This window comes from Pseudomonas duriflava, assembly GCF_007830155.1.
GTDB lineage: Bacteria > Pseudomonadota > Gammaproteobacteria > Pseudomonadales > Pseudomonadaceae > Chryseomonas > Chryseomonas duriflava.
The window spans coordinates 85,601-106,752 of sequence record NZ_VLKY01000013.1; the positions used below are offsets into that span (position 1 = coordinate 85,601).

Below are 21,152 nucleotides of genomic sequence, written 5' to 3' on the forward strand. Positions count from 1 at the left end.
TGAATCCATTGCATAGACTAACGGTTACGCGCCGAAATCGCTGCCTTATTTAGCGTAGCGGCTGTTCCAGGCTCCCAACGGGAAGGTCATCGATATGACAATAGGCGGCCTTCAAGTCTGCCGCCAGTTCGTGTGCACGGCCTAGGCGCACCGGCGAACACTCGGCGTCCAGTACCAGGACAGAGGCATCGAGCCGCGGCAACCTGGTCCAGGCCCGTACACGCCCGTCAGTCAATACAACCACTTTTACCGGCTCGCCACCCTGACGACGCTGTCGCTGCTGTAGCCAGTCATGGGCTAGTGTGATTGACTCTATCAAAGGCGTACCGCCTCCTGCGCCAAGGCTTTCGAGCCAGCCCGGAGTTTGCTGGCTCGCGCGCCGGGCTGGCGAGAGCCAGCGTGACTGCCCGCCTGCCATCCCCAGCACAGCTACGCTCGCACGAGCACGATAGGCCTGCTCAAGATACCCTAGCAGGACACCTTTAGCATGTACCAAGGCACCATGGCGGCGCATAGAGGCGGAGGCGTCAATAATGAACAACCAATGTTCGGCAGGCCGTCGAGAGCGAGGCCGCCGTATAAGATCACCTTCTTGCCGAGGTCGCCCCTTCAGTAACGTAGGCAGCCAGGCAATGGCTCCCTTCTTTCCTGAGCGGGAGCCACCATGCTGGCCGTTTCCAGCCTGCCCCGGTAGAGGTCGAGCATTCGCCGTTTGGGTCTCACGCGGGCGAATGCTCAGCGCTTTTTTGGCCAGGCGCCTCCTGAACGCTTGTTTCCAATGGCCGTAGGCTGTGGCGGCAGCTCGCCCCACTGCCCCTCGCCATTAGCAAGACTCTGAGAAGATTCAGAAGCAGGATTACTGACCGGGGACGGCGGGGTTACGCTTGAAGAAGATTGGCGGCGGCGATGACGCAGCGCGAACTCCTCTACCGCCTCGATATCCTCTCTGGTGATTGCCTCGGCACCACTCCAGGCCGCATGAGCACGGGCCGCACGCAGCCAGACGAGATCAGCCCGCATACCATCCACCGCTGCGGCAAAACAGCGCTCGGCAATGTGGGTTAGGGAGACATCATCCAGAGCAATACCGGCCAACCGCTCACGTGCCGCCTGACAGCGTTGAGCCAAGGCCACCTGCTCTTCGGCCCAGCGCGCAGTAAAGCCTGCCGGATCAAGATCGAATGCCAAGCGGCGGCGCATGATTTCGGCTCGCTCCATCGGCGTGGGATGAGCATTCAGCGCCACGTTAAAACCAAATCGATCAAGCAGTTGCGGGCGTAACTCACCCTCTTCCGGGTTCATGGTGCCAATCAACAGGAAGCGCGCCGGATGACGGTGGGAAATCCCGTCGCGCTCCACAGTGTTCACGCCACTGGAGGCAACGTCGAGCAGCAAATCGACCAAGTGATCCGGCAGAAGATTGACTTCATCCACATACAGCACCCCTCCGTCGGCCTTGGCCAGCACGCCGGGTGAGAACTTAGCTCGCCCCTCGCCTAGCGCAGCGTTAAGGTCTAGCGTGCCCGTAATACGCTCCTCACTGGCGCCTAACGGCAGGGTTACAAACGACCCCCCAGGCATTAGAGCCGCCACGCCACGCGCCAGAGTAGATTTTGCCATACCGCGCGGTCCTTCGATCAGCACCCCGCCAATACCCGGATCGATAGCGTTGAGGCACAGAGCCATCTTCAACGCGTCAGCCCCTACAATGGCGGCTAAGGGAAATTGCGGTATGTCGGTCATAAGAATGCTCATTTATGGGCTGGTATTATGCGAAAAGTCTTATCAGCTCTCTTCGCTGTCCATCAAAATGTTCTCCAACGCTTCCCGATAATGCCCTGGTTCTTGCCAGAGCCCACGTTGCTGGGCTTCGAGCAATCGCTCGGTCATTTCCCGCAAGGCATCAGGGTTGTGTTGTTGAATAAATTCGCGGGTTGCTGGATCAAGCACATAGGCATCGGCCAACAGCGCGTATTGGTGGTCATCGATAAGCTCTGTCGTAGCGTCGAAGGCAAACAAATAATCCACCGTTGCCGCCAGCTCGAAGGCTCCCTTATAACCATGCCGCTTTACTCCCTCAATCCACTTGGGGTTGGCCGCACGCGAGCGGACAACACGATTGAGTTCTTCCTTGAGCGTACGAATACGCGGCGCTTCCGGCTGACTGTGATCGCCGTGGTAGGACGATACCGCTCCGCCCTGCAATGTTTCCGCCGCTACCAGCATACCGCCCTGAAACTGATAGTAATCATCAGAGTCGAGTAGATCATGCTCGCGATTGTCCTGGTTATGCAGGACGGCCTGTAGACGGCCGAGCCGCTCGACAAAGCGTTCGCGGGCCGGTGTTCCAGGATCATCCGCCCCATAGGCATAACTACCCCAGTTCAGATACACCTCGGCCAAGTCATCCCGCGATTGCCACTGCCTTTCATCGATAGGCCCCTGCAAACCTGCTCCATAAGCGCCGGGCTTGGAGCCAAACACACGCCAGCCGGCCTGTCGCCGCGCCTCGTCTGCACTCACCCCCTGCGCTTCAAGTAGGCGTCGCTCAGCCCGTACACGGGCAGCCAATGGGTTCATATCGTCCGGCTCGTCCAACTCCGCCACAGCTTGCACGGCGGCATCGAACAAACGAATCAGATTAGCAAAGGCGTCACGGAAAAAGCCGGATACCCGCAAGGTGACATCAACCCGCGGCCGGTCCAGTATCGTTAAAGGCAAAATTTCAAAATCACTGACGCGCTGACTACCCGTCTGCCACACTGGCCGCACACCCAGTAACGCCATGGCCTGGGCGATATCGTCTCCGCCGGTGCGCATGGTAGCCGTTCCCCAGACAGACAGCCCCAGCTGCCGAAGATAATCGCCATGATCTTGAAGATGACGTTCCAGCAGCAGATTGGCCGATTGCCAACCAATACGCCACGCCGTTTGCGTCGGGAGATTACGAACCTCTACCGAATAAAAATTACGGCCGGTAGGCAGCACGTCCAGTCGGCCTCTACTGGGCGCGCCGCTGGCCCCTGCCGGAATGAAACGACCTGCCAGCGCATTAAGGATACCTTCGATTTCCGCCGGGCCACAGGCATCAAGTAACGGTGCTATACGAGTTTTGATCTGACCAAGCACAAGCCCGGCACATGGCCACTGTGCTTCATCCTGCTCACTACGGAGTGTCTGCTCGATCAACCGACTCGCCAGTAACTCGAGTCGCTCGCGCGTATCGCCTGCGATACGCCACGGTTCTGAACTGACCCGCAACAGCGCTTCAGGGCGCGGCCCTTGCCACGGCTCACCCAGATCGACATTAAGAGGATCGAACCCCAACTCCAGATCACGAGCCAATGCCTGAAGCAGGCTGGCATTGCCGCCCTGCCCATCGCCTCGAGGAATGCGCACCAATGCCAGCAAGGTATCAAGCCGCAGACGATCACAAGGTGACTCACCGAAGATATGTAGCCCATCGCGAATCTGCGATTCCTTCAGTTCACACAAATAGGCGTCTACCTTGGGTAGCCAGTCCTCTGGCGTCTCATCACCTGATAATTGCAACTCTAAATCCAGGCTGGTATTACGCAGTAGATCCGCGATATCACCTTGCAGCTCTCGGGCACGACGCGGGTCAAGCAGCTGGGCTTCATAAAACTCGTCGGCAAGCCGCTCAAGATCGCGCAAAGGACCATAGCTCTCCGCACGCGTCAGCGGCGGCATCAGATGATCGATAATGACCGCCTGCGTTCGTCGCTTGGCCTGAGCGCCTTCGCCCGGATCATTGACGATAAAAGGATAGATATTGGGCGTTGGGCCGAGCACAGCGTCAGGCCAGCAGGTTTCAGAAAGGCCAACACCCTTGCCCGGTAACCACTCCAAGTTGCCATGCTTACCCACATGCACGACGGCATGGGCACCGTAGACGTGCCTTAACCAGAAATAGAACGCAAGATAACCGTGGGGCGGCACAAGATCGGGGTCGTGGTAGACCGCACTGGCGTCCAGATGGTATCCCCGTGCAGGCTGGATGCCCACGAAAGTCAACCCGAACCGCAACCCGGCTACCATCATTCGACCGCTGCGATGCATTGGGTCCTGCTCGGGATCACCCCAGCGCTCCCGCACAGCATCCTGGTTCGCCTGGGGCAACTGAGCAAAGAAGCGTTGATATTCTTCCATTCCCAAGCTTTGGTGGCAGGGTCGTAAGTCCAGGCTTCCTAAATCGTTCGTCACGCCACCCAGTAATGCATGAACCAAGGCTGTGCCACTTTCCGGCACCCCGTCAACAGGATAACGCTCCGCTTGCAGCGCCTTAAGAATATTGAGTGCAGCAGCGGGTGTATCCAACCCTACGCCATTGCCAATCCGGCCGTCTCGGGTCGGGTAGTTGGCCAGTATCAATGCTGTACGCTTTTCTTCATTTGGAAGTCTGGCCAGTAGAATCCAGCGCCGGGCCAGTTCGGCAACAAAATCCATTCGCTCCCGTACCGGCTGATAACAGACCACGTCGCTCTGGCTTCGCTCATCCCGCCAGGCCAACCCCTTGAAGCTCACCGGGCGCGTAATGATTCGTCCATCCAGCTCCGGCAAGGCAATATGCATTGCCAAGTCTCGCGGCCCCAACCCCTGGGCGTTTTCTTTCCACCCTAACTCGTTATCCTGAGCACAGATTGCCTGTAATACCGGCACATCTCGGCGAAAGGGTCGAAGATGAGGTGAATCGGGATTGGACTGGGCAAAGCCTGTTGTATTCAGGATCATCTCGGCGTCCACCTTATCCAGAAGCACCTCGACTTCAGCAAGGCATGCCGGCTCCTTGAGGCTGGCTACGGCAATCGGTAGCGGATTGATTCCTTGCTCAATCAAAGCTTCGCAAAAGGTATCGATAAAGCCAGTATTCGCAGCCTGCAAATGGCTACGGTAAAACAACAAGGCCGCTACCGGGCACTCGTCTTGCCAGCGCTGTTGCCAAACTTCCAGCGCGTCTCCTTCGGTCTTGGGCGCGTAAACCGAAACACGAGGCAGAGACTGAGGCTCAATCCAGGTATCGTCACGTCCGAACCATTGCTGGCCGATAAAGCGATACAGCATACGGGCATTATCAATGCCGCCTTGCCGCAGGTATTGCCAGATCCGCTCGGCGTCTGTGGCTGGCACATTACCCAGCGCCGTCAGTTCAGGGTCCGGCTTGTCATCGCCAGGCACAAGAACCAAACGGGCGCCTCGCGCAGCCAACTCGACCAGCTGATCCACGCCATATCGCCAGTACCCGGCTCCCCCCAGCAGCGAGACAATAATAACCTTGGCATGCTGAAGCACTTCGTCGATATACAAATCGACCGACGCGTGATTCATTAGCTGCATAGGATTGGCCAGACGCAAACTGGGAAAGCTCTCAGGTAATCCACGTGCGGCTTCGGCCAGCAACGCCAAGTGCGAATCGGCGCTGCAGAGGATCACCAGCTCCGCAGGTGTTTGTGCGAGATGCGCAATTCCGTCGTCAGGTGTAAAGCCGCCGGGCTGGGTCCTAAGCAGATGCATCTTAAGCCAACGTGCTTTGCAGTTCAGCGCTGATGGCAGCCTGGTCCAGCTCCTGGCCAATCACGACCAGACGCGTCTGCCGCGTCTCATCTGCTTTCCAGGCACGATCAAAATGCTTGTCGAAGCGGGTACCAACGCCCTGTACTAGCAGACGCATAGGCTTACCCTTAATAGCTACGAAACCTTTGATCCGTAAAATACCGTGACGCTGTACAAGGCCAGTCAGTGCCTCCAGTAAAGCACTTTCCTCTACTTCAGGCAGATCAAGCCCAAACGAATCGAATTCGTCATGATCATGCTCATCATGGGGCTCATGATCGTGGTGCGTTTTGCGCGAATCGATATGCAGCTCGGCTTCGGCGTTCAACCCTAGCAGAACAGACAGGGGCAACTGACCGTTGCTGGCCTCAATGATTTTGACCGATGCCGGCAGTTCGCTTTCGATCTGGCTGCGCACAGCTGCCAGTGCAGCCTGTGACATCTGGTCAACCTTGTTCAGAATAACCAGGTCGGCACTCGCCAACTGATCTTCAAATAATTCATGCAGCGGAGATTCGTGATCCAGATTGGGGTCGAGTTGACGCTGGGCATCAACTTTCTCGGGATAAGCGGCAAACGTACCCAGCGCTACGGCTGGACTGTCCACAACAGTAACGACTGCATCAACCGTACATGCAGTGCGGATTTCCGGCCACTGGAAGGCCTGTACGAGCGGCTTGGGCAAAGCCAGTCCTGAGGTCTCGATCAGGATATGGTCGATGTCCGTACGGCGAGCCACCAAATCACGCATCACGGGAAAGAACTCTTCCTGCACCGTGCAGCACAGGCAACCATTAGCCAATTCGAATACCCGGCCTACGGCCTCTTCTTCGGTACAGCCGATACTGCACTGCTTGAGGATTTCGCCGTCGATACCAAGCTCGCCAAACTCGTTCACGATGACGGCAATGCGGCGTCCCTGGGCATTTTCCAGAATATGGCGCAGCAATGTGGTTTTACCGGCACCCAAAAAGCCAGTAATGATTGTAACGGGTATCTTGGCCAAGGTTTTCATGAGCTGCCTTACAGAAAAGGGACAGGCAGGCATGACGACGACCTGCGCTCACGCACGGTCTAAACGCCACACCGGATCACCCCGCCCGGTTGTCGGAAAGAATACCGCCCAGGCTGATGCAGCAGTATTCAAAAGTTCGCTCAAGGCAGGTTTCCTGGCTCACGGCTATGGCTTTTCGTCTTCCCATCCAAGGACAGTGACTTTATGAAAAGCCTGTAAGAGTTTACTCACCATATGCTGCGCATCGAGGATACATCGTTAAAACCACCCAGGTCGCCAGCCCGGTTAGAGTGCTCATTTACCATCCGTAAACTCCGCCTTCTCATTGGTTATACCGTGTCGCCTCAGTTTGCAACAAGCTGCGTAGACTCTAAGAACAACCGCTTACAGTTGCGGGGGCAGCTGCGGTCTTGCACCGCATTCCCTCTTAGCTCTGGCGCTTCGCCAAAGCACCCTGAGAGCGCAAAGGCTACGAGCGCCCCTCCTGAGTGTCAATCAATGAAGTTGACGCTTCGCCTATGTTCATGGTCTGCTTTGCACTTGATTTCAGGTGTCGCCACGCGGTTCGTGGCGGTGAAACGGGAAGCCGGTTCGAGTCCGGCACTGCCCCCGCAACGGTACGTGAGAGAAGATCGATATCCACTGTGCTCAGTTGTAGAGCATGGGAAGGCCGATCTTTGAGACGACCCGGCGAGGTTAGCCAACGTCGCGTATGACGTCCTACCCTGCCCTGTGTCCCTCATAAGTCCGGAGACCGGCCTGACTGATTACTAGCAACCCGCGGTGGGCGGGCGCAGCTGAATAGCGCGGCGCGTAGGCGACCGTGCTTTCGTGCGTTCCCTCATCTCATCCATTGTCCTCGGAGGGAATTCCATGACCAGCCATACACTCAGCCACGCACCCACCACCACTGCCTCCCTGTCCAAGCGTCTGGCAGCCGCAACCTTGGCCTGCCTACTCGGCGGCGGCCTCGTATTCCTGGCTGGCTTCTCGCATATCGATGCGTTGCACAACGCGGCCCATGACACCCGTCACAGTGAAGGTTTCCCCTGCCACTGAGGTCAGCATGTTCAAGCGAATCTTTTTCACGGCCGGCTTTGCCGGTCTGCTGGCAGCGCTCGTTCTGAGTTTATTTCAAATCCTTTGGATAACGCCGCTGCTGTTGCAGGCTGAGACCTATGAAGTGGCCAGCGAAAGCATGGTCGAGCCCCATGAGCACGCGCCTGGTGCACCTGCTCATCATCATGATGCGGAAGCATGGGCGCCGGCCGATGGCTGGGAACGTACCTTGTCCACCCTGGGCGGTAATCTAGTGGTCGCGGTGGGCTTCAGCTTGATGCTGGCCGGCCTCTTTACCCTGCGCCAGCCCAATCGTGCCTGGCAGGGAGTGCTGTGGGGCATAGCGGGCTATTTGACGTTCTGTCTCGCGCCATCCTTGGGCTTACCGCCCGAACTGCCAGGAACTGCTGCAGCCGACCTGACCTTGCGTCAAGGCTGGTGGATAGGGACTGCAGCCGCTACAGCGGCCAGCCTGGCGCTGCTGGTATTCACGCGTCACTGGGCGCTACGTCTGGTCGCCTTGGTCCTTTTGGTCCTCCCCCATATAATCGGCGCCCCGCAACCTGCCGAACATTCAAGCCTGGCGCCAGAATCCCTGCAGAGCCATTTCCGTTTGGCAGCACTCATCTCGAACGCTGCTTTCTGGATTGCCCTGGGTTGGTTGAGCGCCTGGTTCTACACCCGTGATACAGCCGAGAATAACTGATGACTCTTACTAACAGCGCACCCGCCATTCTAGTGGTGGGTCATGGCACACGCAGTACGCCGGGTGTCGAGGAATTCTTCCGCCTGGCCGAACACCTCAAGGCCCGTTTTCCGGACCGTCTCTGTACTACAGGCTTTCTGGAATTCGCCCGGCCGACCATTGCTGAAGGCCTGAACAAGCTGATCGCTGAAGGTGCTCGTAATATCACCGCCATCCCCGGCATGCTGATGGCTGCCGGTCATGCGAAAAATGATATTCCCAGCGAGCTTAATGAGTTCATGGCTGCCAACCCGGAAGTCAAGATTACTTATGGCGTGGAGCTGGGCGTTAACGCCAAGATGATGCGTGCCGCCCGCGACCGCATCGAGGCGGCTGAAGCACAGTTTGGCGAAGACTATCGTCGTGACGAGACCCTGCTGGTCGTGGTCGGCCGCGGCGCTTCGGACGCTGATGCCAACTCCAATATTACTAAAATCACACGCTTCCTGTGGGAGGGCATGGGCTTTGCCTGGGCCGAAACCTGCTACTCCGGCGTAACCAAGCCGCTCGTGGCCGACGCCCTGCCCGTCGTACACCGCCTGGGCTACCGAAACGTCATTGTGTTTCCGTATTTCCTGTTTACGGGCCGGCTGATTGACCGTATCTATGCGGATATAGACGTCTATGCCGAAGCACACCCTGAGGTCCGCGTCGCCAAGGCCGGCTACCTCAACGACCATCCGCTGGTTATCGAAGCATTGGTCGACAAGCTCCATGAGGCTGAGGAAGGCACTGGCAACATGAACTGCCAGCTTTGCCATTACCGCGAGCAGATCATTGGCTTCGAAGATCGGGTAGGCGCACCGCAATTCGGCCATCATCATCATGTGCGCGGTATCGGTACCGACTCTGATCATGACCATGGGCACCATCATCATCATGGCCACCATCATCACAGCCATGATCATAGTCATAGCCACACACTGTCACCGTCTGCCACAGCTGCCGAGCCGCTAAAAAGCGTGCAAAAGCTAACACCGGCTGATTGATCACTATGCCCTTCGAGTACCAGCACGACCCGGAAGCCATCGAGCGACAATCGTTCGAGCAGATCAAGCAGCTGACCGACCTTAGCCGCTTCGACGCTGATCAGGCACAGATCGCCATGCGCTTGGTGCATACATGCGGTGAACCGGAGATCGTTGAAGCACTGCACTTTAGCCAACAGGCCGTACAGGCTGGACTAAATGCTGTTACGGGCAAGGCACCCATCCTGTGTGATGTGGAGATGGTCAAACATGGTCTAACGCGCCGAATGTTCGGTGAACGGCCGCTATGTTTCTTGAACGATGCGCGTGTACCCCCATTAGCCAGCTCGCTGGGTGAAACCCGTAGCATGGCAGCCGTGGAGTTCTGGACGCCCCATCTGGAAGGCAGCATCGTCGTGATTGGCAATGCCCCAACCACGCTGTTCCGCCTTCTAGAGCGCCTGGAGGCCGGTGCGCCCAAGCCCGCCCTGGTGATCGGAATGCCGGTGGGCTTCATTGGCGCGGCCGAATCCAAGGACGCGCTGATGCAGCATGGAAGTGCGCTAGGTATCGAATGGATCGCCTTGAGCGGCCGTCGTGGCGGCAGTGCGCTGGCTGCCGCTACGCTCAATGCCCTGGCACGCATACAGCAAGGAATTCGCTGGTGACGGTTCGTACTTGGAGCGGCCCGGCCCTGAACGTCATCGGACTTGGCTTGGCTGGCGAGACCCTTGCCCATGAGGCACGCCGGGCACTGCAGGATGCCGAATTGGTCATTGGTGCCCCTCGCCATTTCGAGGCCGTCGAGCGCGCCGGATTATCTCTTCCTGACCGCGCTCCTTTTCCCAGCCCCTTCTCAGCGCTCTGGCAGTTGCTTGAAACACACCAAGGTAAGTGCATCGCCCTGCTTGCTTCTGGCGACCCCCTGTTTTATGGGCTGGGCGGACATCTCCGTCGGCATCTAGCAGCCGAGCAATTGCGTTTTTATCCGGCTGTTTCAAGTGTCCAGGCCGCCTTTTCCCGCATCGGCCAACCCTGGCAAGAAGCAGAGGTAATCAGCCTGCATGGCCGCCCCTTGATCAGCCTCCGCGCTTCCCTACGCCATAACCGCTGGTACGCCGCATTGACCGATGCTTGCAGCTATCCAGCCGCCATTGCTGCTGAACTGGTGGCTGCCGGGTTTGCCGAGTCGCCCGTATGGGTTGCTGAAGACCTGGGTAGCCCCGATGAACGCATCACCCAGCATCAGGCCGGCGTGCTTGGTAACAGCACTACGTGCTTTTCTCCCTTGAACGTGGTTATTTTCAAGACCAAAGGCCCTGGCGGCGTACTACCGGAATTCCCAGGCATTGCAGATACCGCCTTCAGCAGTGACGGTGAAAGCGCTGGTAGAGGCCTACTTACCAAGCGGGAGGTTCGCCTGTGCATCCTGTCGATGATTGACCCCCGCGCAGGCGATATTGGCTGGGATGTTGGTGCCGGTTGTGGAGGAGTAGCGGTCGAATGGGCCCGCTGGAATGCGCAGGGACACGTGCATGCGGTGGAATACCACTCCGAGCGGTTAACGCACTTGGCCACCAATCGCGACCGTTTCGGCGTGGTTAAAAACCTGCACACCCATGAAGGACGCGCACCGGATATGCTGGCCGGCCTGCCCTCGCCAACCGTTGTATTCGTGGGCGGCGGCGGACGCGACCTTTCAGCCATTCTGAACGCCTGCTGGGCCCGGCTACCGTCCGGTGGACGACTGATCGCCAGTGCCGTTACTGAAGAAGCACGCCTCGCCCTGCACTTGTTCGACCAGACCGAAACCAGTACCGACGCCGAATGGATTCAATTAGCTGTCTCCCGAGGCGATCGCCTTGCAGGCCAACGCCTGATGCGCCCGCAACTGCCTGTCCTTTTATTCAAGCGAGTTAAACCATGACCGGTATGCTCTACGGCATCGGTGTCGGCCCCGGCGACCCGGAGCTGCTGACATTCAAGGCGGCACGCCTGATCCGGCAGTGCCCGGTCGTAGCCTATATCGCCAATCAGCAAGGCACATCGCAGGCCCGAACCATTGCTGCCGCCCACTTGATCGACCAGCGCGAACTGGCTATCCATATGCCTTTCGAGCGCCAACGCCAAGCGGCTCTTGCCGTGTATGACCGAGCCGCCGGCGAGATCGCCGAATGCCTGGAGCGCGGGCAAGACGTGGCCGTCTTGTGCGAAGGCGATCCTCTCCTCTATGGCAGCTTCATCTATCTGCATGATCGCCTCGGCCAGCGCTTTGCCTGCCAAATCGTACCAGGCGTCAGCTCAATCATGGCCGCCGCCGCTGCAGCACAGCATCCATTGACCCGCCTGGACCAAAGCCTGCGCATCCTGCCAGCAACAGTTGGTCCGGAGGGGCTGGCCAATGCGCTGGCCACCCCGGGTCCACTCGTAATCATGAAGCCCGGCCGCCATTATAGCGAGATCCTGCGCCTGCTGCGTCAAATGGGGCGAGATATGGATAGCGTTTATATCGAACATGCCAGCCGTGATACACAACGCATCATTCGCTGCCATGAGGCCATGCCTGACGTCGAGCAGGGCCCCTACTTCGCCCTGTTTCTTATTGGTGCACAACCATGCTGACCATTGTCAGCCTGACCGACACTGGCGCAGCGCTCGCTCAACGGCTAATTGCCTTGAGCGAGAACGCCGAATGGCTGCACCGCCCGCAGTCCTTTACCAGCACGGTACAACAACGCTTTCAGGCCGGGCACCGGCTGGCGCTGATTTGCGCTACCGGAATTGCCGTACGCACCTTGGCCCCTGTGCTGAAAGACAAATACAACGACCCCCCTGTGCTGGTGCTGGACGAAGCCGGTTCGTTCATCATTCCACTGCTGTCCGGCCATGAGGGCGGCGCCAATGCCTGGGCGCAGGACTGGGCGGAGCGGCTGGAGGCGCACTGTGTTATCACCAGCGCTCGCCGTTACACTCGGCCTTTATATGTAGCTGGCCTGGGCTGCGAGCGTGGCTGCCCAGAAGGGGTACTGCATGCCTTGATGGAGGAAACGCTTGCTGCCCATTCGCTAACCGTAACTGACGTAAGCGGCTTGGCCAGCATCGCTTTGAAGAGCGACGAAGTCGGCATGCTGGCGCTGGCCCGAACACTGGGCGTACCTATTCAGTTCTTCGAGCCCGACGCGCTCAATCGTTACGAAAACCAACTGACTCAGCGTTCCGCCATCGTCTTTCGCGAAACCAGCTGCTATGGCGTAGCGGAAGCAGCCGCCCTCGCACTGGCTGAACAAATGACCGGCGGACCGGCCGAGCTGGTTGTACCCAAACACAAGAACGCACGCGCCACCTTTGCCCTGGCGCGCGCTTATCAGGATCACACATGACTGGACGTTTATTCATCATCGGTACCGGCCCCGGCGGTCTGGAACATCTGAGCCCCGCCGCCAGCCGCGCGTTGGAATCAGCTACGGATCTTGTGGCCTATCCCTTATACGTCGACTTACTTGGCGACATCGTAGCCGGCAAGGCTCGACATGACAGCCCCTTGGGCGATGAAATCGGCCGGGCCCGCCGCTGCCTGGAGCTGGCTGGCGAGGGCCGCAGCGTGGCCCTGATCTCCAGTGGCGATGCAGGCATCTACGCCATGGCAACACTGGTGTTCGAGCTGTTGGAGCACGAGGCACAACCAGCCTGGGCTACTGTCGAAATTGCGGTCATACCCGGCATCTCAGCTCTGCAGGCCTGCGCCAGCCGGGTCGGCGCCCCCTTGGCCCACGACTTCTGCACCATTTCTCTGTCGGACCTGCTTACGCCCTGGGAAACCATCGAGACCCGCATTCATGCCGCCGGGCTGGGCGATTTTGTGGTCGCGTTCTATAACCCTGTGTCGCAAAAGCGGACCTGGCAGTTGGCTCGCGCCCGCGAAATGCTGTTGGAAAGGCGCCCAGCGGACACCCCTGTCATCATTGGCCGCAATGTAACCCGTGCGACCGAGCAAATCACCGTAACGACGCTGGGTGACCTGGACCCTGCCCAAGTCGATATGCTGACCATTGTCCTCGTCGGCAACAGCGAGACTCGCCGTGTCGGGCCGTGGGTCTACACGCCTCGCGGCTACGCCAAAAAACTGGGAGCCGACGCATGACGGTCTATTTTATCGGTGCCGGCCCCGGCGACCCCGAGCTGATTACAATCAAGGGCCAACGGCTCATTCATAGCTGCCCGGTTATCCTGTATGCCGGCTCCCTGGTGCCTGAAGCTGTTCTACAGGGCAACACAGCCAAACAGGTTATCAATACCGCCGAACTGCACCTGGCTGAAATCATGGCCCTGATTGAGACAGCCCATACCAAAGGGCAGGACGTCGCCCGGGTGCATTCCGGCGATCCCTCCTTGTATGGTGCTATCGGCGAGCAGATCCGCCGCCTACGCGAATTGGAGATTCCCTTCGAGGTGGTGCCTGGCGTAACGGCCACTTCTGCCTGCGCCGCATTATTAGGCACAGAACTAACTCTGCCCGATATCTCCCAGACTATTATTCTGACCCGCTATGCCGGTAAGACGGCCATGCCGGAAGGCGAACAGCTGCCAGACCTGGCTCGCCATGGTGCGACCCTGGCGATTCACCTGGGCATCAACCGTCTGCACAAGATCGTCGAGGACCTGATCCCACATTACGGAGCAGACTGCCCCGTTGCCGTGGTCCACCGGGCTACGTGGCCGGATCAGGACTGGGTCACGGGAACACTCGAAGACATTCTTGCCAAAGTGCGGGCTAAAGGCTTTCACCGCACCGCGCTAATCCTTGTCGGTCGCGTCCTCGCACCTGATAACTTTTCCGAATCCTTCCTTTACCGGGAGGACAAGGCTCATGTATACCGTCCCGCCTATAAACGTCGAAAGAAACCTACTCAGGAGACCTCTTCATGCGACTGACCCACCGCGCCCTCTTTCTTACTGCCGGTCTACTGGCCAGCACCAGCGCTCTGGCCCACCCTGGCCATGAAGTTAGCGGACTCGCCTCCGGCATTCTTCATCCTCTGACCGGCCTTGATCACCTGCTGGCCATGCTGGGCGTTGGTTTGTGGGCTGGCCAGCGTGGCGGCAAATCGATCTGGATGATTCCGCTGGCGTTCATGGCCATGATGCTGGCAGGCGGCCTGCTGGGCATGGAAGGCGTAGCCCTGCCGGGCGTTGAGCTGGGCATTGCCGTCTCGGTTACCCTGTTCGGTTTGCTGATTGCCTTTGGCGTACGCCTACCCGTGTGGGTCGGCATGTTATTGGTTGGCGGCTTTGCCCTGTTCCATGGCCACGCCCATGGCGAGGAAATGCCTGCCACAGCCGGCGCACTCAGCTTTGCTTTCGGTTTTACATTGGCAACCGGTGCGTTGCATGCCACGGGTGTTGGCGCCTCCTGGCTGAGCCGCAATCTACCACGACTGGTCCGTCTGGCAGGTGCTGCTATCTCCGTCGCTGGTGCCGCCATGCTGGCCATAGTCTGATATTTATAGACCTAGCCATTAGACTGAGGCCGTATGCGCGAGGAATCACCCGAGAGGAAAGGTCCGCTGCGCAGCGGCTTCACGACTGGTAGCTGCGCGACGGTCACTAGCCTTGCGGCCGCGCGCCTACTGCTGCTGAATGAAACTAGCGATGCACTCTCCATCGATCTGCCCAAGGGCAACAAACAGCTCCTATTACGGCTCGAGCACTGCGGACGAACGCCTCGAGGCGCCTCGGCCTCGATCATCAAGGATGCAGGCGACGACCCTGACGTCACCCATGGCGCCCGAGTATCTGCCGAGGTCGAACTCCACCCTCTTTCCGGCATCACTTTTCGGGCCGGTCCAGGTGTTGGTACGGTTACCCGACCAGGACTGGTGCTTGCCGTAGGCGAGCCCGCGATCAATCCCGTTCCGCGCCAGATGATGCACCTACACCTGGAACGCCTCGCCCAGGAAACCGGCTACTCAGGCGGGTTTATCGTAACGATTGGTATCGAGCATGGCGAAGCGCTGGCCTTGAAGACCATGAATCCGCGCCTAGGCATTCTGGGTGGCCTCTCAATCCTGGGTACTAGCGGCATTGTGCGGCCTTTTTCCTGCGCCGCCTATATCGCCTCCATCCAACAGGCCATTGATGTGGCTCGGGCCAATGGCCAGGCTCATTTATCCGCCTGTACTGGCAACGCCAGCGAAATGGCCATGCGAACCCATTTCAATCTACCGGAAATAGCCTTGATTGAAATGGGCGACTTTGTCGGAGCCGTCCTGAAACATCTCAAGCGCGCTCCGGTCGAGCGTCTCTCCCTATGCGGCGGCTTTGGCAAGATCAGCAAACTTGCGGCCGGCCATATGGATCTCCATAGCCGAAGCTCCAGTATTGACCTGCCCTGGCTGGCCAAACAGGCAGCCAGCCTGGGAGCAGATGCCTCTTTACAACAAGCCATGACGGCTTGTACGACTAGTCAGCAGGCATTGGGAATGGCTCATAAGGCCGGCCTCCCTTTAGCCGATCATATTTGCCAACTGGCCTGGAATGTCGCTCGTGAAAAGCTTCCCGCTTCGATCGCCCTTGACGTCTTTGCCATTAACCGTGCAGGCCTGCTGATGGGATGTGCCTCGTGAAACGTATTCTGCTGCTAGGCGGAACCACAGAAGGCTTGCAGCTGGCCCGCACGCTTTCCAAGAATGATATTTATAGCCTGGCTGGGCTAGGTCAGGTGCCTAAAGACTTGCCTTGTCAATGCCGGGTCGGTGGCTTTGGCGGAGCTGAGGGGTTAGGCGTCTACCTTCGTCAGCAGCGCATCGAGCTAGTGCTGGACTTGACGCATCCCTACGCTCAACGCATCAGCCACCACGCAGTGGAGGCAGCCGCTCAGGTAGACATTCCCTGCTGGGCACTGCACCGCCCCGCCTGGCAACCTTCGCCGCAAGACGACTGGCGCGCTTGGCACACCTGGTCGGACCTGATGGAACGTATAGCTACCTTCCGGCGCCCCTTGTTCGCATTGGGGCGAGAGCCGCTGGAGCATCTTGCTAACATTCCACCCTATCAACATTGGGTGATTCGCTGTTTGAACACAGAGATCAGTGTCGCTCGTGCGACAGTCATCAGTGCTCGCGGCCCTTTTAAGCTCAGAGATGAACACAACTTACTAACGCAGCATCGCGTCGATGTGATTGTTTGCAAGAATAGTGGCAACCCCGCTACGCAAGCCAAATTAGAGGTTGCGCGCACCTTGAAGATTCCAGTACTGATGCGTACACGTCCTCTCCTACCTCAGGCTAACCGAACATTCATGAAGATAGAGGATATGCTGCTGGCCCTTCGGTCGTAGGGTTCAGTAAAGACGAGACGCTTAAAGCAAACCTTCAGAAGGCCCTAATGGTTCTACCGATGATTCCTCAACGCGAATGCGGACATGAATAGGTGTAAAGGGCTCGTTCTGCACCAGCTCGATCAGCGACTCCTTGACCAGTTCCAGAATCGCCATAAAGGTTACGACAACACCCAGGCGACCTTCCTCTGCCTTGAACAGCAGAATGAACGGAACAAAACCATTGCCCTGCAAACGATCAAGTACATCGCTCATACGCTCCCGCGTGGACAATACCTCACGGGTCACCTGATGGCTTTCAAACAGATCAGCCCGGCGCATAACTTCACTCATTGCCAGCATCAGCTCGTTCAGGCTAACCTCGGGCAGCAACTTGCGCGCCCGCGCCTCTGGCGCCGGAACGGTGGGCACTGTGAGATCTCGTCCCACCCGCGGTAGTGAGTCCAGATCCTCTGCAGCCTTCTTGAAGCGCTCGTACTCTTGCAGGCGGCGGATCAATTCTGCTCGAGGATCGTCTTCTTCCTGCTCGGCTTCTACAGAGCGCGGCAAGAGCATGCGCGACTTGATCTCAGCAAGCATGGCTGCCATGACCAGATATTCGGCCGCCAGCTCAAGACGCACCGATTTCATCAACTCTACATAGCCCATGTATTGGCGCGTGATTTCCGCAACAGGTATATCGAGAATATTGATGTTTTGTTTACGAATCAGATACAGCAAAAGATCCAACGGCCCCTCAAACGCCTCGAGGAAAACCTCCAAAGCATCTGGCGGAATATAAAGATCCTGAGGCAGTTCGGTGAACGCTTCGCCGTAAACCAGAGGCACGGCGGGAGCAGTACGGCCTTGAGAGTCCGCCAAGGGCTCGGTGAGCGCCTCTGCAGAAGGTTCGCTCATGCCCGCTCCCGCTCGAAGGGTGTTGGATCACCTGCACCCACCCGCATCACATCTGGCTCGCTTTCAGTCAGGCTAACAACTGTAGAAGGCTTGAGCCCACCAGGGCCGCCGTCTATGACCAGATCCACGAAATGCTCAAGTTGCTCCCGCATGTCATAAGGATCGGACAAGGCCTCGCTCTGACCCGGCAGGATCAGGCTAACACTCATCAACGGCTCGCCCAGCTCATCAAGCAACGCCTGGGTGATCGGATGCGCAGGTACCCGCACACCAATGGTCCGCCGCTTGGGATGCAGCAGAATACGAGGCACTTCACGAGTCGCATTGAGGATAAAGGTATACGGTCCAGGCGTATGCGCTTTCAACAGACGGAAGGTACTGGTGTCCACCTTGGCATAGAGGCCCAACTCGGACAGGTCCCGGCAAATCAATGTGAAATTGTGCTTGTCGTCTAGCTGCCGGATACGGCGAATGCGCTCAACAGCATTTTTTTCTCCGATCCGGCAACCCAGGGCGTAGGATGAATCGGTAGGATAGGCAACGACGCCTCCACCAAGAATTATATCCACCGCCTGGCGAATAAGCCGTGGCTGCGGGTTCTGCGGATGAATTTCAATGTACTGGCTCACGTCGGCTCCTGACTAGCGGGATAGATGGCGTGCCCAAAGCGCATCCAAAGCGGCGGCAGATCTTCTGGAACAGGACGGTACATACCCAGATCGGACCAGTCGCCAGGCATATGAAAATCGCTACCGGCACTAACCATCAGACCAAACTCGCGCGCTAAAATTGCCAACATGCCAACCTGCTCAGCTGGCTGCACCCCATTGACTACCTCTAATGCATGCCCACCAGCCATGATGAAATCGCCCAGCAGCTTGCGCCGCTTGGTCCGGGTAAAGTCATAGGCTAACGGATGAGCCAGGCTGATCCAGGCCTTGGCTTCACGTAAGGTCTTAACGGTTTCCTCCAGGGTCGGCCAGTGTTGTTTCACATCACCTAACTTGCCACTACCCAGCCACTTGCGAAAGGCTTCGCTGCGGTCCTGCACATAGCCCGCCTGGATAAGGTATTCCGCAAAATGCGGTCTGGCCGGAGCATTACGGCTGTCGCCCAAGGATTGCTGAATGGCTCGGGCGCCTTCCAATGTTCCGGGCATACCCTTGGCTGCCAAGCGCCGGTCGATTTCCTCGGCGCGGGCCCATCTTCCCTTGTAAAGCGCCTCCAGAGCATTCTTCAAGACAGGCGCGTCGCTGTCGAAACCATAGCCCAACACATGGATAGTAGCGCCGCCCCACGTACAGGAAAGCTCAATACCGTTCAACAGGCTCAAGCCGCACCGCTCGGCAGCGCTACGTGCCTCCGGCAAACCCTCCAGCGTGTCGTGATCGGTCAGGGCCAACAGACGGACACCCCTCTCATAAGCACGCGCGACCACGTCGGCCGGTGCCAGTGTTCCATCGGAAGCGGTACTGTGACAATGCAGATCGACACGCATCCTGGTTCCTCGTCTTGATTCGTCTGTTATTATGCCTGGATGTCCTAGCTCCGGCTGTTTAAATGAAACAACTCATCGATTTTATTCCTCTGATTCTTTTCTTCATCGTCTTCAAGCTCGACCCGCGAACGGTAGAGGTTGCAGGACATACCTTCACATTGGGCGGTATTTTCAGCGCTACTGCCGTTCTGATTGGCGCGTCCGTGGTCGTCTACGGCCTACTGCTCATTCAGCAGCGCCGCCTGGAGAAAGGGCAATGGCTGACCCTGATTGCCTGCCTTGTCTTTGGTGGTATGACCCTGGCGTTTCACAGCGAGACTTTTCTTAAGTGGAAAGCCCCAGTCGTGAACTGGCTGTTTGCCGTCGCCTTCATCGGCAGCCACTTCATTGGCGAAAAGCCGTTGATCGAACGCATGCTGGGACATGCCATGACCCTGCCTCATGCAGTCTGGGTGCGCCTGAATATTGCCTGGATCCTCTTCTTCTTGGTGTGCGGCTTCGCCAATTTGTTCGTGGCCTTTACCTTTCAAAGCATTTGGGTTGACTTTAAGGTCTTTGGTAGCTTGGGGATGACCTTGCTGTTCATGCTTGGCCAGGGTATTTATCTGGCCCGACATCTACATGACAACGATCCGAAAAAAACCGAAAACCGCTAGTACAAGGATGCGAGGCCGGTTTGACAACCGTACGGTATACCGATCGATGCGCAGCCGGATGACCCAATGAGCCAATTACTACTGATCGACGACGACCGTGAACTTTGCGACCTTCTAAGCACCTGGCTGCGCCAGGAAGGTTTCGAGGTGCGTGCCAGCCATGATGGCCTTAGCGCCCGCGAGGAATTGGCCCTGCATACACCTGATGCCGTTGTATTGGACGTGATGTTGCCCGACGGGAGCGGTCTGGAGCTTTTAAAAAAACTGCGCACCGACCATCCAGAGCTGCCGGTCGTCATGCTGTCCGGCCGAGGCGAACCACTAGATCGCATTCTCGGCCTTGAATTGGGAGCAGACGATTACCTGGCCAAACCGTGCGATCCCCGCGAGCTGACTGCACGCCTACGGGCCGTTCTGCGCCGCAGCCATCCGGCGCAACCGTCGGTACGCCTGCAGTTAGGCGACCTTTCACTCAGCCTGGCACGAGGTGTCGCGAGCATTGGTGAGCACGAGATCAACCTGACGCTGACCGAAAGCCGGATTCTAGAGGCCTTGTTGCGCCAACCCAGCGATCCGCTCGACAAGCAAGCCTTAGCCCAGGCAGCTTTGGGCCGCAAGTTGACATTGTACGATCGCAGCCTGGACATGCATGTCAGCAATCTGCGCAAGAAACTTGGCCCTCACTCAGACGGCAGACCGCGCATTATGGCTATTCGCGGTCGAGGCTATTACTACAGCGAGTAACGCAACGTAATGCCCATACCGGCCTGACAGCGGATTTACCCAAGCTTTACCTTGGCTGACGGCATCTGACCTTGCCTTCCCTAGAATGAAGCTCATCCGGTTACTACCGGCCTTTCATCAAGGAGAACTCTCATGCGTAAGATGTTTCCAGCCCTGCTCGTCGCTTCTCTGCTCCCAGCCTTAGCGATAGCCGCGCCGGCAGCTGATGACATGCCGCCTCCACCACCCGGCATGCATATGGATGGCCACGACATGGATCGTCCTGATATGGGTCGCCCCGGCAAGCACCACGGCATGAAGGCTGATGGCCCATTCCGGAATCTGAACCTTACAGCCGAGCAGCGCCGCTCAATCGGTAAGCTGATGGGTGAGGAGATGCGGCAGCATCGCGACATCACCAAGCGTTACCTGGACAAGCTGCCAGCCAATGAGCAGCAAGCCATGAAGGATGAACTCAAGGCTAACCGCGAAAAAACCCAGAAAGCCATTCGCGATCAGTTGACGCCTGAGCAGCGTAAGGAATTTGATGAGGCAGCCAAGAAGCAGGAACAAAGGCATGCCGAATGGGCTGAATTCCAACAGTGGAAGAAAGACCACAAATCCAATTGATTACAACCGGACCAGGTAAACCTGGTCCGGCTTTCCCATTGACCGACCCGGCTT

The 21,152-nt window shown here is 58.0% G+C and carries 22 protein-coding genes and 2 riboswitches; of the genes, 15 read left to right on the forward strand and 7 right to left on the reverse strand.

Annotated features, from left to right (window positions below):
• Positions 1-49: 49 nt before the first annotated feature.
• The 4 genes from IQ22_RS17885 to cobW are packed head-to-tail and all read right to left on the reverse strand — an operon-like array spanning position 50 to position 6,586.
• Positions 50-754, reverse strand: a complete 705-nt coding sequence (locus IQ22_RS17885) for a VWA domain-containing protein (RefSeq protein WP_145144589.1) — start codon at positions 752-754, stop codon at positions 50-52.
• Entirely contained in the window at positions 736-1,743 is a 1,008-nt protein-coding gene (locus IQ22_RS17890; RefSeq protein ID WP_145144517.1) for a magnesium chelatase ATPase subunit I, read from the reverse strand. Before IQ22_RS17890 ends, IQ22_RS17885 begins: the two co-directional genes overlap by 19 nt.
• Positions 1,744-1,785: 42 nt before the next feature.
• On the reverse strand, positions 1,786-5,532 hold the full coding sequence (cobN, locus tag IQ22_RS17895; protein ID WP_145144519.1) for a cobaltochelatase subunit CobN: 3,747 nt from the start codon (positions 5,530-5,532) through the stop codon (positions 1,786-1,788).
• A 1-nt stretch (position 5,533) separates the two neighbouring features.
• Entirely contained in the window at positions 5,534-6,586 is a 1,053-nt protein-coding gene (cobW, locus tag IQ22_RS17900) for a cobalamin biosynthesis protein CobW (protein ID WP_145144521.1), read from the reverse strand.
• A 127-nt stretch (positions 6,587-6,713) separates the two neighbouring features.
• A riboswitch (cobalamin riboswitch) is annotated at positions 6,714-7,058 on the reverse strand.
• A 61-nt stretch (positions 7,059-7,119) separates the two neighbouring features.
• A riboswitch (cobalamin riboswitch) is annotated at positions 7,120-7,363 on the forward strand.
• A 96-nt stretch (positions 7,364-7,459) separates the two neighbouring features.
• On the opposite strand from cobW, the gene IQ22_RS17905 reads away from it, so the two are divergent.
• The 12 genes from IQ22_RS17905 to IQ22_RS17960 are packed head-to-tail and all read left to right on the forward strand — an operon-like array spanning position 7,460 to position 16,694.
• The gene (locus IQ22_RS17905) at positions 7,460-7,645 is read left to right on the forward strand and encodes a CbtB domain-containing protein (protein WP_145144523.1); all 186 of its coding nucleotides are present in this window, start codon (positions 7,460-7,462) and stop codon (positions 7,643-7,645) included.
• Positions 7,646-7,652: 7 nt separating this feature from the next.
• A complete protein-coding gene (locus IQ22_RS17910) occupies positions 7,653-8,351 on the forward strand; it encodes a CbtA family protein (RefSeq protein ID WP_145144525.1) in 699 nt (232 codons plus the stop codon).
• The gene (locus IQ22_RS17915) at positions 8,351-9,379 is read left to right on the forward strand and encodes a sirohydrochlorin chelatase (RefSeq protein WP_145144527.1); all 1,029 of its coding nucleotides are present in this window, start codon (positions 8,351-8,353) and stop codon (positions 9,377-9,379) included. The genes IQ22_RS17910 and IQ22_RS17915 overlap by 1 nt, the downstream gene beginning before the upstream one ends.
• Positions 9,380-9,384: 5 nt before the next feature.
• Positions 9,385-10,026 (forward strand): precorrin-8X methylmutase, encoded by a 642-nt coding sequence (locus IQ22_RS17920; protein ID WP_145144529.1) that lies wholly within the window; start codon positions 9,385-9,387, stop codon positions 10,024-10,026.
• Complete coding sequence (gene cbiE, locus IQ22_RS17925) at positions 10,023-11,285, forward strand: precorrin-6y C5,15-methyltransferase (decarboxylating) subunit CbiE (RefSeq protein WP_158635453.1); 1,263 nt, start codon at positions 10,023-10,025, stop codon at positions 11,283-11,285. The genes IQ22_RS17920 and cbiE overlap by 4 nt, the downstream gene beginning before the upstream one ends.
• Complete coding sequence (gene cobI, locus IQ22_RS17930; RefSeq protein WP_145144533.1) at positions 11,282-11,980, forward strand: precorrin-2 C(20)-methyltransferase; 699 nt, start codon at positions 11,282-11,284, stop codon at positions 11,978-11,980. Before cbiE ends, cobI begins: the two co-directional genes overlap by 4 nt.
• A complete protein-coding gene (locus tag IQ22_RS17935; protein ID WP_145144535.1) occupies positions 11,974-12,738 on the forward strand; it encodes a cobalamin biosynthesis protein in 765 nt (254 codons plus the stop codon). The genes cobI and IQ22_RS17935 overlap by 7 nt, the downstream gene beginning before the upstream one ends.
• Complete coding sequence (gene cobJ, locus IQ22_RS17940; protein ID WP_145144537.1) at positions 12,735-13,499, forward strand: precorrin-3B C(17)-methyltransferase; 765 nt, start codon at positions 12,735-12,737, stop codon at positions 13,497-13,499. The genes IQ22_RS17935 and cobJ overlap by 4 nt, the downstream gene beginning before the upstream one ends.
• Positions 13,496-14,290, forward strand: a complete 795-nt coding sequence (gene cobM, locus IQ22_RS17945; protein ID WP_145144539.1) for a precorrin-4 C(11)-methyltransferase — start codon at positions 13,496-13,498, stop codon at positions 14,288-14,290. The genes cobJ and cobM overlap by 4 nt, the downstream gene beginning before the upstream one ends.
• Positions 14,281-14,856 (forward strand): HupE/UreJ family protein, encoded by a 576-nt coding sequence (locus IQ22_RS17950; protein WP_145144541.1) that lies wholly within the window; start codon positions 14,281-14,283, stop codon positions 14,854-14,856. The genes cobM and IQ22_RS17950 overlap by 10 nt, the downstream gene beginning before the upstream one ends.
• A 33-nt stretch (positions 14,857-14,889) precedes the next feature.
• Complete coding sequence (locus IQ22_RS17955; protein ID WP_145144543.1) at positions 14,890-15,981, forward strand: cobalt-precorrin-5B (C(1))-methyltransferase; 1,092 nt, start codon at positions 14,890-14,892, stop codon at positions 15,979-15,981.
• A complete protein-coding gene (locus tag IQ22_RS17960) occupies positions 15,978-16,694 on the forward strand; it encodes a cobalt-precorrin-6A reductase (protein WP_208733667.1) in 717 nt (238 codons plus the stop codon). Before IQ22_RS17955 ends, IQ22_RS17960 begins: the two co-directional genes overlap by 4 nt.
• Before the next feature lie 21 nt (positions 16,695-16,715).
• Here IQ22_RS17960 and IQ22_RS17965 read toward each other — a convergent pair whose 3' ends face one another.
• The 3 genes from IQ22_RS17965 to IQ22_RS17975 form a co-directional block, all read right to left on the reverse strand.
• Positions 16,716-17,456, reverse strand: a complete 741-nt coding sequence (locus IQ22_RS17965) for a segregation and condensation protein A (protein WP_167654186.1) — start codon at positions 17,454-17,456, stop codon at positions 16,716-16,718.
• A 131-nt stretch (positions 17,457-17,587) separates the two neighbouring features.
• A complete protein-coding gene (locus tag IQ22_RS17970) occupies positions 17,588-18,220 on the reverse strand; it encodes an L-threonylcarbamoyladenylate synthase (protein WP_145144549.1) in 633 nt (210 codons plus the stop codon).
• The gene (locus tag IQ22_RS17975) at positions 18,217-19,089 is read right to left on the reverse strand and encodes a PHP domain-containing protein (RefSeq protein ID WP_145144550.1); all 873 of its coding nucleotides are present in this window, start codon (positions 19,087-19,089) and stop codon (positions 18,217-18,219) included. The genes IQ22_RS17970 and IQ22_RS17975 overlap by 4 nt, the downstream gene beginning before the upstream one ends.
• 62 nt (positions 19,090-19,151) lie before the next feature.
• Between IQ22_RS17975 and IQ22_RS17980 the strand changes: the two genes are divergently transcribed.
• The 3 genes from IQ22_RS17980 (at position 19,152) to IQ22_RS17990 (ending at position 21,098) form a co-directional block, all read left to right on the forward strand.
• Positions 19,152-19,745: a septation protein A gene (locus IQ22_RS17980; RefSeq protein ID WP_145144552.1), complete on the forward strand. Its 594-nt coding sequence runs from the start codon at positions 19,152-19,154 to the stop codon at positions 19,743-19,745.
• 66 nt (positions 19,746-19,811) lie between these two features.
• Positions 19,812-20,489 carry a response regulator transcription factor gene (locus tag IQ22_RS17985; protein ID WP_145144554.1) on the forward strand — a complete coding sequence of 226 codons (678 nt, stop codon included), beginning with the start codon at positions 19,812-19,814 and terminating at the stop codon, positions 20,487-20,489.
• Between the two features lie 132 nt (positions 20,490-20,621).
• Positions 20,622-21,098: an LTXXQ domain protein gene (locus IQ22_RS17990; protein WP_145144556.1), complete on the forward strand. Its 477-nt coding sequence runs from the start codon at positions 20,622-20,624 to the stop codon at positions 21,096-21,098.
• The last annotated feature ends 54 nt before the right edge of the window (positions 21,099-21,152 follow it).